This window comes from Mesorhizobium sp. M0598, from assembly GCF_040320865.1.
Taxonomy (GTDB): Bacteria; Pseudomonadota; Alphaproteobacteria; order Rhizobiales; family Rhizobiaceae; genus Mesorhizobium.
The window spans coordinates 56185-68443 of the sequence record NZ_JAMYQL010000019.1 but is presented as its reverse complement, the minus strand read 5'-3'; the positions used below and the strand labels follow the sequence as shown (position 1 = coordinate 68443).

The following is a 12259-nucleotide window of genomic DNA, read 5'->3' as shown; positions in this document are numbered from 1 at the left end:
TATGACGCTCATCTCCGCACCAGTTGAACTTGTGCCGATGGGTCGGCTGCAGCTATCCGATCTTCCCCGTCTGGCAAGACGACACCCGCTGGTCCTGGTAGGTGGCGGCCTCCTCGCACTTCTAATTATTCTGGCGCTCGTTGCACCCCTTTACGCCGGAGATCCGGTGACCATGGACCCGTTCAAGCGTCTCCAGCCGCCATCTGCTGAGATCTGGTTCGGGACAGATAATCTGGGCCGCGACGTATTTGCCAGAACGATCTTTGGTGCACGCATCTCCCTCATAGTCGGATTGCTGTCGGCGGCATGCGCGGCTCTTGCCGGGCTTCTGATCGGTATCATCGCCGGCTACAGCCGCAGCTTCGACAACGTCGTCATGCGGGTCATGGATGGCCTGATGTCGATACCAACAATTCTGCTCGCCATTGCGCTGATTTCTCTGACAGGCCCCGGGATCGGCATCCTCATCGTCGCCATCACGATCCCGGAGACCCCGGCCGTCGCGCGGTTGGTTCGTTCGGTGGTTCTGGGTGTTCGCGAGCGTCCCTATGTGGAGGCCGCTCTCTGCGGCGGGGCGCGACTGCCAAAGGTGCTTTGGCGGCATATTCTGCCGAGCACTATCCCGGCGCTCATGGTCCAGGGTGCCACTGTCTGCGCCAGCGCGATCCTGACGGAGGCGGGGCTGAGTTTCCTCGGAGTGGGCGTGCCACCTGAGATTCCGAGCTGGGGCAACATGATCGCCAGTTCGCGCCTGTATCTCGCCATCGCTCCATTGACGATCTTCGCCCCCGGTATCTGCCTTGCCGTCACGGTCCTCGCCGTTAACCTGCTGGGGGATGGCCTGCGCGACCTGTTCGATCCCCGCGCCAAGCGGAGACGTTAAGATGCTAATGCGAGAATCCGCAGAGGACGACGTGCTTCTCGACGTTAGAGACCTCGAGACGCACTTTTATGGCCAAGGGAGCATCACCCGTGCCTTGGGTGGCATCAGCTTCCAGGTCAAGAAAGGCGAAACGCTCGGCGTCGTGGGCGAATCCGGCTGCGGTAAGAGCGTCACTGCCCTCTCCATCCTTCGCCTGCTGCCGAAGCTGTCCGCCAGGACGGTCGGCGGCGAGATCCGCTTTCACGGACGCGACCTCCTTGGGCTGAACGATCGGGAGATGCGACATATCAGGGGCGACCAGATCGCCATGATCTTCCAGGAGCCGATGACGAGCCTGAACCCGGTCTATACGGTCGGCCACCAGGTCGCCGAAGCGGTGCAGATCCACACGAAGGCGTCCCGCTCGGTGGCCATGAAGAAAGCAGAAGAGATGCTTCGTCTCGTCCGAATCGCGGATGCCGAGCGTCGCGTCAACAACTATCCGCATGAAATGTCGGGCGGCATGCGCCAGCGCGCCATGATCGCCATGGCTCTTGCCTGCTCACCGGAATTGTTGATCGCCGACGAGCCAACCACTGCGCTTGACGTTACTATCCAGGCGCAGATCCTGCGGCTGATCGTCGACCTGAAAGAGCGCACAGGAACGGCCGTCATGTTCATCACTCATGACCTGGGGGTCGTCGCCGAGACGTGCCAGCGCGTGATCGTGATGTATGCTGGGAGGATTGTTGAACAAGCGGACGTGGTAGATCTGTTTGCGCGCCCCGCGCACCCCTACACTCACGGCCTCATGCGATCGGTGCCGGACCGGCGGCGCGGCCGACAGCGCCGCCTTCCCGAAATCCCCGGCATCGTGCCAAGTCTGCGCGAGCCCATTGTGGGCTGCAGCTTCGCGCCTCGCTGCCCCCTCGCGATAGATATTTGCCGCGACAAGACGCCCGCAGTGCGTGATGTCGGGTCGAGCCACGCCGCAGCTTGCTGGCGCGCCGAAGAGGTGATGGGCGCATGAACGGTCCGTTGCTGAAAGTCGAAAGCCTGACCAAGCATTATCCGCTCGGTGCGGGAATCTTCAAGAAAAGCGTCGCGGTGATTCGGGCGGTGGAGGATGTATCCTTTTCCGTCGAGGCGGGCGAGACGCTCTGTATCGTCGGTGAGTCCGGTTGTGGCAAGTCTACCGTGGCGCGGCTCCTGATGCGGCTCGTGGAGCCGACGGGTGGACGCGTGTTGATCGACGGGACTGACATTGCCGGTCTCAAGAAGGACGCGCTTCGCGCGTGGCGTCGTCGGATGCAGATGGTCTTTCAGGATCCCTATTCGTCACTCAACCCGCGCCTCACCGCCGGGCAAATCATCACCGAACCCGTCGAGAACTTTGAGCGACTCAGTCGCAAGCAGCGTCAGGCGCTTGCCGCTGACCTTCTCCGAAAAGTTGGAATGTCGGCCGAGATGATGCACAGGCTGCCGTCCGAATTGTCGGGCGGTCAGCGCCAGCGGCTCGGCATTGCACGCGCCCTCTCGCTCAACCCCTCTCTCATCATCGCTGACGAAGCAATCTCAGCCCTTGACGTATCCGTGCAGGCACAGATCTTGAATCTGCTTCTGGATCTCCAGCAGCAGATGGGCATCGCCTTCGTCTTCATCTCGCATGATCTTAGCGTCGTGGAGCACATCGCGCATCGCGTCGCGGTCATGTATCTGGGCCGGATCGTCGAGCTTGCGCCGTGCGACGCGCTCTTCGCCAAGCCTGTTCATCCTTATACCGAGGCGCTGATCGCGGCAGCTCCGGTTCCGGATCCGACGCGGGTTCGGCTGGAGTCACCGGTGGAGGGCGAAGTGCCTAGCCCGATCAATCCGCCGAGTGGGTGCGCGTTTCATCCGCGCTGTCCGCTCGCGGTCGAGCGTTGCCGCATCGACGTGCCGCCTTTAGTGCTGATGGCCGACGGACGGGTCGTAGCCTGTCATGTGCGCGCTCCAGCCACAGATATCCCCGCACAGCTGGCTGAAGCGAGCGATTATCCGTCTGCTAGTGTGGCTCGGTTCTGATCCGTCATAGGATGCCGGAAGGCACAAACATTGCGACAGGTGCGACGACATTCAAGCAAAGCAGGAGATGATATGGTTACTCACGAACATGGCAACCCTGCCATCCTGCGGGATGGGGGCTTTGATTCGGTAGGTTCAATCTGCACGAACGTTGCAGATGGTTTCACGATGGCCGCAGTAGGGGACCTTCTTTACGCGCGGCCCGTAACCAAAGGCTATTATCCGGGCTTTGCCGATGTTCTAGAGCTTTTCGACGGAGCTGACGTAAAGTTCGGCAACTTGGAAACAAATATCTTGGATGTTCAGTCTAAGGGATGTCCGCAGGCCGAGTACGGCGGTGCGTATTTGATCGGTGCTCCGGAATTAGGACCTGACTTAAAGGCCATGGGCTTCAACATGGTCAGTCGGGCGAACAATCATACGCTTGACTGGGGCGTCGAAGGTATGCGCGAGACGACTCGGGCGCTTGAAGAGAACGGGATCGTTCATGCAGGTGCGGGCGAGAATCTCGCGCAGGCCCGCGCCGCTCGTTTTTTGGAGACCCCTCGGGGTCGAGTATCGTTGGTGTCGTTTGCCACCACATTCGAGCCTATGGCTCGTGCCTGCGACCCGGCCGGCGAGGCGCCAGGTAGACCAGGACTCAACCCCCTTCGCTTAGCAAGAAGCATAGTAGTTCCGCCGGAGATGCTTGAGAACTTGAGGCAGGTGCGCGAGATGGTTCCTTGGCATGAACCTCCCCCGAAAGATGCATCCCGTGTAGTAATCGGCGAGATAGTCTTTGAAGTCGGGGAGAGACCAGGATACAGCTTTAAACCCAATCCGCGCGACGTTGACGGTATTCTGCACAACGTGCGTCGCGGTAAGCAGCTGTCTGATTTCTGTATCGCCACGAATCACGGGCACGAGCCGGAGGAATTCACCAACCAACCACCGGATTATGAACAAGCTTTTGCGCGGAAGGCCATCGATGCCGGAGCAGATGCATATATAAATCACGGACCGCACCATGTGAGGGGCATCGAAATCTACAAAGGACGGCCCATCTTTTACGGCTTGGGGAATTTCTTCAACCAGGACCTGAGAACGCCGGTCGGGGCTGACATGTTCGATGCACACGGCAAGGATCCGCAGGTTGATACGGATGCGGATGTAACAGCTCATGAAATGGCAATAGGCTATCCATATCCAGAAGGATTTATACCACTTTCCGCCTCGGTTTACTATGAGAGCATCATCGGCGTGGGCCGTTTCGATCAAAACCAGCTTACTGAATTGAGGCTCCATCCAATCGAGCTTCGCCGCTCGGAAAGGTTAGCTAATCGGGGAGTGCCGCGCTTGGCACCCGCGCAGCAAGCAAAGGCCATTCTGGAGCGACTACAGAAGCTCTCCAAGCCATTTGGCACCTATGTCGAGATCGAAAACGAGGTTGGAGTAATCCGAGTGCGGGCCAACTCGGCGCAGACCCGCATAACCGAGTCACGTTGATCCGCGCGGTACATGTCGTGGTTGTGGCATGGCAAGCTATTTCAAGCTGGGTCGCTGTGCGATCGGCGGTCGTGGCGCGGTTTCGGCCGATTGTGGACAAGACGCCGGCCAAGCCTGAGCGACGTTGACAGCTGCATTCCCGATGAGGTGGCCTGAGGCAAATCGGTGCTCTGAAAGAATCGCTACAGTTGTCGATCGCAGGAGCGCGGCGATCGCTGAAATGCGTGACGGAGCTGATATTTCAATCTGCTCTGCATTGTGTGCATAGCCTTTCAACAGCCAGCGAACTTTGGCTCTAATCCATCATTCCCACGCGTTATCTTGGAACAAATAACGTTCTTGAGACCTATGGGCGTATCGATAGCGGCGGGAGAAGTACCTGTTGGCGAGCTCCAACAGTAGTGGCGGCCAGCTTCAAGCGGGAAAATCCGTTGTACAACAAGGGGCGGGCACATGTGGCATTCCCCAAGATGGATGGCTGACGATGAAAATTGAACTTGGATGAAGCCCGTGAAACTAGTGGCGTGTGGGTAGCCCTTCCCGAATGGAACTCGCTTGGCGCGTCATCTCCGAGATGGCCTTCAGCAACCGCAACCAGGCCTTTTCAATGGCTCGAAACTCGTCGCCCGCTAAAGCAAAGTTTATCTCGCTCTAAGGCCGCACCAATTGATATAACTGTATGCGGGCGAACCATGACGCGTTCTCGCTCGGTACGGCCGCTGCGGATCTCGCGATAGTTCCAATTTAAGTGGAGTGGAATGATGGACCCCAAGAGTCTGAAGGCCCTCAAATGGCGCTGCATTGGACCCTTCAGAGGCGGCCGCGTTGTGGCGGTCGCTGGCGACCCTAACGATCCGACGGTGTTCTATTTTGGCGCCTGCGCAGGCGGGGTGTGGAAGACCATTGACGGGGGCGTTTATTGGCGCTGCATATCCGACGGTTACTTCGCGAGCGCAAGTGTCGGTGCGCTGGAGGTTGCCCGCTCCGACTCCAACGTCATCTATGCCGGCATGGGCGAAACGACGATCCGGGGCGACGTCTCTTACGGCGACGGCGTTTACAGGTCGAGTGATGCAGGTCGCAGTTGGACCCATCTCGGTCTGAAAGAGACCCGGCACATCGGCAAGATTTGCATTCATCCAAAGGATCCCGACCTTGTCTTTGTCGCGGCGCTTGGGGATGCGTTTGGGCCGAACGAAGAACGCGGCTTATTTCGCTCCAAGGACGGAGGTACGAATTGGCAGAAAATCCTTTATCGCGGCCCTGACGCCGGCGCAGTTGACATCTCGATGGATCCCAACAATCCGCGCATCCTTTTTGCCACGACCTGGCAGACACGGCGGAACTTTTGGAGCCTGAGCAGCGGTGGGCCGGGAAGCGGATTGTTCCGGTCGCTCGACGGGGGCGATAGCTGGGAGGAGTTGTCCGGGCGAAACGGGCTACCAAATGGTCTGCTAGGTAAGATCGGTGTCTCAGTTTCCGAGGCTCAATCCGGGAGAGTCTACGCACTCATTGAGGCAGAAGGCGACAGGCTTGGGCTTTATCGCACCGACGATTATGGCGACCACTGGATCCAGGTCTCGCAGAACCGCGATCTGATGCATCGCCCTTTTTATTACACCCATGTTTTCGCCGACCCGGGCCACGCCGAAACGGTTTATGTCAACAATTTACAAATGTGGAGGTCGACTGACGGTGGGTTGAGCTTCACCGAAGTGACCACCCCCCACGACGACAACCACGCTCTTTGGATCGACCCGGCTGATCCCAACCGCATGATCCAGGGCAATGATGGCGGCGCCTGCGTAACCTTTAATGGGGGCAAGACATGGTCGTCGATCTACAACCAGGCGACGGCGCAGTTCTATCGCATTGATATCGATGACCAATATCCGTACCGCATCTACGCCACCCAGCAGGACAATACCGCGATCTCGGTCCCAAGCGCTTCGGAGTGGGGTGTCATCCCATTGAGCGACTGCACCTATCCTGGGACCGGCGAGAGTGGGTTCATCGCTGTCGATCCCAAGAATCCTAACATCGTGTATTGCGGTGCGGTCGGCTCAAGTCCCGGCAGCACGTCATCTCTACAACGATATGACCATCGCACCCGTCAGATTCGCGTGGTCAATGTCTGGCCGGAATACACCGTCAGTATGGCGCCGAAGGACATGCGCTACCGGTTTGGCTGGACTTTTCCGATCTCTTTCTCACCCCACGATCTGAAGACGATCTACGTTGGCGGCAATCGCGTCTTCCGAAGCGTCAACGAAGGATCGAGTTGGACGGTGATCTCGCCCGATCTGAGCCTCAACGACCCGGCTCGACAGGACTATTCGGGGGGTGCCTTGACCCGCGACAACTCCGGCGCGGAGGTGCATGCGACATGCGCCTCGCTCGTGGAGTCTCGGCACCGTAAGGGCGAGATCTGGGCGTCCACGGATGACGGTCTGGTTCAAGTGACAAGGGACGAGGGAGTGCAATGGAGCAACGTCACACCCGAGGGCATGCCCGCACTCGCCTATGTTGGGTGCCTCGAAATCTCCCCGCATGATGCAGAAACCGTTTACGTTGCGGCCACAAGATACAAACTTTCCGATTACCGGCCCTACCTTTTCCGCACCAAGGACGGTGGCAAAACTTGGCAACCGATCAGCGGCGACCTCCCGATGGGCGAGATCACCCGGGTGTTGCGCGCCGACCCGGTGCGACCGGGGCTACTCTTTGTCGGCACTGAAACCGGAGTTTTCTTCAGCCTCGATGACGGTGCCCATTGGTCGCGCATGGTCGGCGGCTTGCCCGTGGTCCCGATCTACGATCTCAAGATAAAAGGAAGCGATCTTATTGCCGGCACCCATGGCCGGTCCTTCTGGATCCTCGATGACGTGACGCCGTTGCGTGAACTGGACTCAGATCAGAAAGATGTGAAGTTGATCAACCCACGCGCTACAGTCCGGACCAAGCTCGCGTGGGTCGCTGGGCAGGGTTTTTCCAAGGTCGGCGTCTCGAAGGCTGGAATAGGGTACCAGACTTGGGGAATCGGCGCCGCGACAGAGGTCGTGGAGTTGGAGGATGGACAGATCGCTCGCCGCCATCTGGACTGCGGTGAGAACCCGCCGGACGGAGCGATCGTCAATTACTGGTTGCCCAGCGATGCCGAACACCCGATCAAACTTACTTTTCAGGACGCGGCTGGCACCGTCATCGCCAACGTCTCAAGCGATGATAAAGACTCGCCTCTTCACGCTAAGCCAGGCACGAAGGCTGGGCTCAACCGCTTCGTCTGGGATCTCAGGTATCCGGGACCGGCCAAGCTGGACCGATCCCTAGAGATCCGGAAGTACAAGCCTCTCGCGGCGGACAGCGATGACCCGAGCGGCCCTGCCATCGTTCCAGGTAGCTACAAAGTCCAGCTTCAAACTAGCGGCGCGGATCAAACGGTCAGCTTCTCCGTCGTCAAGGACCCACGCATAACTGCGACTGAGAAGGAGTTCACCGAGCAATCGGCACTCCTGCATGAGCTGTTCGGCATGCTTTCGGCACTCAACCAAACCGTCAATCACATTCGGTCAATCAAGCGACAGACGACGGATGTGCACAAGCGGCTCGATGATAACACGCCACTTAGGGAGCGTGCACAAGCGCTGGTCGGACAGCTTGAGGCAATCGAAGGAGCACTGATCGACATCAAGCAGGAGACCCCGCGCGACCAAGAGCGGAACCCGCCTGGCCTAAAGGATAAGCTTGTCGATCTCATCAGCGTAGTGGCCGTTGCCGACGAGGCGCCGACGCTCCCAGCCCGCCAGGTTGCTCACGAAATCATGTCGAAGGTCGAAGAGGAGATTCAAAAGTTTGGCGTGCTTATGGACGATACGGCCGCAGCGCTCAACGTCGCTCTCGGAACTGCCGGCGTCGAGCCAATTGGTTTCCAGCAGGCCGTAGCGCGGTGAAAAACTACTGATAGTCTATTTAACTCAGGAAGGTCAAATACATGGATTTTATTGAGCGGATTTTCGGCGTGGCTCCAGACGGGGGCGACGGCACGACCGAGTTGATATACATCGCGGTTGCGTTCGCGATTGGTGCAATGTTGGTCGCTCGCAGCTGGCTTCGCCGACGAGCCGCGGAGCGGCGCCGTTAGGCTTTACTTCTAGGATCGAGATCGTGGCCGGCCGCGCCGGCTGGCGGGCCGATCGTTGACTGATAGCAAAAACAGGAGCACGAACATGTTTTCATTGACCCAGGCGATCGGAATGAGCGGCATGGCGAAGCGCGAGCTGGTGCCTTCATGATCGCGTTCGTTATCGCTGAGATGTTCTACAAGCTCGGTAGCTTCACCTTAGAATGCTTGGCGTTCCTCGCCACTTGGTATTTGCTGAGCTACGTTTTCGACGGACTGGTTCGTCGCAGCCGCAGCTGATGGTTAAGTTGGGTAGCGCCTTCTTCGCTCCCAGCCACGCGATCACTTCTTCGGATCCTTACATGGCCGGCGCCTTTAATGGTGGGTCGTCCTGCGCACTACATTCCTGAAGGCCCAAATTCAGTCTGGCCGTGAGCCAGTGGAGAGCTGGCTTGGTTTGTCTGAACAGGCGGGGTTTTGTAAGTGGGTTTCAGCCTTGTGCGCGAGGCCATGATGATGGAAAGGAGAGAATCATCGCATGGCTATTGAGAAGGAACTTCTGGACCAACTGCTTGCCGGCCGCGATCCGAATGAGGTGTTTGCCAAGGACGGATTGCTCGACGACCTGAAGAAGGCGCTTTCGGAACGGATTCTGAACGCTGAACTCGACGAGCACCTTGAGGACGAACGCACCGACGGCAGCGTCAATCGCAGGAAGCACCAGCGCAGGGTCCGAGCACGTGGCTGCAGATGGTCAATCTCACGCCGGCTGTCATCTCGGACAGCGCCGGCGCGCAGAAATGCCCTGCCGGTGGGAGGAACACGGCAGGGCGCGCCGCGCTCGGGCCGCTGCCCGACAAAGGCGGCAGGCTAGGCTTTGCGAATGAGTTTGCCTCTGGATTCCGTAAGGGGTTTGCTTCTGTTACATCGTCGTGCCCGTTGATCCGCTCGGTATGCTGCTCTGTAATGGGGTCGGAGTTTGGCTTTGCTTCCCGAATCTTTGTATGAATTTTGCAAAACGGAAGACCGAAGATCTTTCGTTTGGCTGAAGGATTGTGCGCCATCGGGTGCGTGGCTTCGACCCTCATGGTGGAACTTTCCGCCATCGCGTTCTCGCCTGGGATTGTCCCGAACCTCAAGAACAGCTTGGCGCAAAAGAGAAACAGTAACTTCAATCACAACATCACCAAAACATACGCGAAAGGCGGGTCAGTACTCAGTGACAGTCCGGGGCAGTTCACCGTGGAGATCAACACACGCGATCTGATTGCGCTCGCAATGCGGCCATTTGCTAATCCAAGCTCCATCTCCACGGGCAGCAATCGCATAGCTCGTCGCATGCGGAGGTGCAAAAGGTAAACTGTCGAGTGACTTTATTTCAGCTGCCCGGCCAGGTCTCCTCGAATATAACGACAGGCGTCTAAGTCGAACTGAGGCCGCGCGCAGGTCGTCCGGAGGGCGGGCTTTGTTCCGCCCGTCAGCGTGCCCTTTACGATTGCGACGCGTTGAGGCGCAGAAACGCCTTTTACGAAGGTTGCGCTAGTGGGAACAGGGCTGCGCTGAACGGGAAGTCGCTTACGGGGGGCGAAATGTGGAAGTTTGCCAACTTAGGTGGCCAGCAATGAAGATTGGTCTCGGACCACTAGCAGTTACGACAATAGAAAACATGTGGATTCCGCTTTCTGACGGAACACGTTTGGCTGCAAAAATCTGGCTGCCGGAGGACGCGGCTTCCAATCCGGTACCAGCAATTATTGACTATATTCCATACCGCAAAAGCGATGGCACTGCAGTGGGGGACGAACTGATGTTCCCCTATTTTGCCACACACGGCTACGCGAGCATCCGTATTGACATCCGGGGCACTGGCGATTCCGACGGTCTATTCGAGGATGAATACGTCAAGCAAGAGCAGGACGATGCTGTAGAGGCCATTGAATGGATCACGCGACAGGCCTGGTGCAGTGGCAGCGTGGGAATGATCGGCATCTCGTGGGGTGGGTTCAGCGCCTTGCAAGTCGCCGCGCGCCGGCCCAAGGGCCTAAAGGCGATCATCACACACTGCTCGACTGATGATCGCTACGCCGACGATGCGCACTACAAGGGCGGATGCATCCTCAACGATACATTGGTTTGGGGTACATCGTGTTTCGCGAGCATGGCACAGTCCCCCGATCCCAACATCGTCGGCGAGGAGCGCTGGCGCACTATGTGGGTGGATCGGCTGGAAAATTCGCGTCCGACGTTGATTGATTGGCTCACTCATCAGCGCAGAGATGATTTCTGGAAGCATGGCTCGGTCTGCGAGGAGTACGGCGCAATCGATTGCGCGGTCTTCGCGGTCGGCGGATGGGCAGATGGCTATTCCAACGCCATATTCCGGCTTCTCTCGAAGCTAGAGGGGCCACGGAGAGGCCTGATCGGGCCTTGGGGTCATAAGTACCCTCATCAGGGTGTGCCCGGTCCCGCCATTGGTTTCCTGCAGGAATGCCTCCGCTGGTGGGATCATTGGCTGAAGGGCAACGATAGCGGCATCATGCAGGAACCAATGCTGCGTAGCTGGATGCTGGACTGGGCGGAACCCGCGGCGCATTATGATGAGCGGCCTGGGCATTGGGTTGCCGACCCCAGCTGGCCGTCTCCACATGTGGAGTCGCGGGTTCTCCATTTGGGGCCAGGGAGGTTATCCGAGCAGGCGCTGCCGGATGTTGCCCTTGAAATCAGCTCACCCGAGACCGTCGGGATCGCAGGCGGCGACTGGTGCCCTTATTCGCTGGGCGGACTTGGTCCACTTCCGCTGGATCAGCGGTGGGACGATGGCGGCTCCTTGGTCTTTGATAGCGAACGCCTGACGGGAGCCACCCCAATCCTGGGCGCGCCGGTTCTTGAATTGGAGATCACGTGCGACAAGCCGACAGCCACCCTCGCGGTGCGTCTTTCTGATGTCAGCCCGTCAGGTGAGGTCACCCAGGTCACCTACGGGCTTCTAAATCTGTCGCACCGTGACGGCCACGACGACCTGCAGCCAATGGAAGCTGGAAAGTCGTACCGCATCCAGCTCGCGATGAACGAGATCGGATGTACCTTTCCTTCCGGTCACCGGATACGGCTGTCTGTTTCCACTGCATACTGGCCGATCGCATTTCCCGCGCCGGAGCGCGCCACTTTGACGATACAGGCGTGGGCAAGCCGTCTGCGTCTGCCGATCAGAATGCATCAACCCGGTGACGACGAGCTGCCATCGTTTGGCGCGCCGGAGGGTTCTGGGCCCATGCCGACGACGATGCTGACGCCCGGCAACCTCGAGCGGTTCGTTCGCATTGATCCAATCTCGAGGCAGGTGACCGTTACAGTCAAGCGAGATGACGGGTCTATGCGTCTCGACCCCATCGGCACGGTCGTTGGATCCAAAAAGCACTTGATCTATTCGGTCGCCGAAAACGATCCGAGGACAGCCCGCACGGAAGTCTGCTTTAGGTCTGAGCTGGGCCGCGGAGCCTGGCAGACGGCGGTGGAGGCGCGGACGGTTATGACCGCTACCAAGTCGGCCTTTCAACTGCAGATTGATTTCGACGCTTTCGAAACCGGCGAGCGAATCTTCTGCAAGTCGTGGTCGAAGACGATCCCGCGCGACCTCGTCTGAACCGGAAAGGCAATTGTAATCAGAGACAATCACAACGAGAGGCCACGATAGGCAGCCTAAAAAACAAGTTGTCATTCAGGGAGGA

General features: G+C 58.6%; 6 protein-coding genes and 1 pseudogene. All 7 read left to right on the top strand.

Annotated features, from left to right (window positions below):
- The first annotated feature begins 1 nt into the window (after position 1).
- The 7 genes and pseudogenes from NKI59_RS22065 to NKI59_RS22035 all read left to right on the top strand — a co-directional run bounded on the left by NKI59_RS22065 (position 2) and on the right by NKI59_RS22035 (position 12174).
- Complete coding sequence (locus tag NKI59_RS22065; RefSeq protein WP_352706809.1) at positions 2-883, top strand: ABC transporter permease; 882 nt, start codon at positions 2-4, stop codon at positions 881-883.
- A gap of 7 nt (positions 884-890) precedes the next feature.
- Complete coding sequence (locus tag NKI59_RS22060) at positions 891-1892, top strand: ABC transporter ATP-binding protein (protein WP_502901090.1); 1002 nt, start codon at positions 891-893, stop codon at positions 1890-1892.
- Positions 1889-2926, top strand: coding sequence for an ABC transporter ATP-binding protein (locus NKI59_RS22055; protein WP_352706805.1), 1038 nt, complete (start codon positions 1889-1891; stop codon positions 2924-2926). The genes NKI59_RS22060 and NKI59_RS22055 overlap by 4 nt, the downstream gene beginning before the upstream one ends.
- Before the next feature lie 72 nt (positions 2927-2998).
- The gene (locus NKI59_RS22050; protein WP_352706802.1) at positions 2999-4411 is read left to right on the top strand and encodes a CapA family protein; all 1413 of its coding nucleotides are present in this window, start codon (positions 2999-3001) and stop codon (positions 4409-4411) included.
- A 761-nt stretch (positions 4412-5172) separates the two neighbouring features.
- Positions 5173-8361 carry a WD40/YVTN/BNR-like repeat-containing protein gene (locus tag NKI59_RS22045; protein ID WP_352706800.1) on the top strand — a complete coding sequence of 1063 codons (3189 nt, stop codon included), beginning with the start codon at positions 5173-5175 and terminating at the stop codon, positions 8359-8361.
- Positions 8362-9069: 708 nt separating this feature from the next.
- A pseudogene (locus NKI59_RS22040) lies at positions 9070-9246 on the top strand (transposase); the annotation flags it as partial.
- 906 nt (positions 9247-10152) lie between these two features.
- A complete protein-coding gene (locus NKI59_RS22035; protein ID WP_352706797.1) occupies positions 10153-12174 on the top strand; it encodes a CocE/NonD family hydrolase in 2022 nt (673 codons plus the stop codon).
- Positions 12175-12259: the final 85 nt, after the last annotated feature.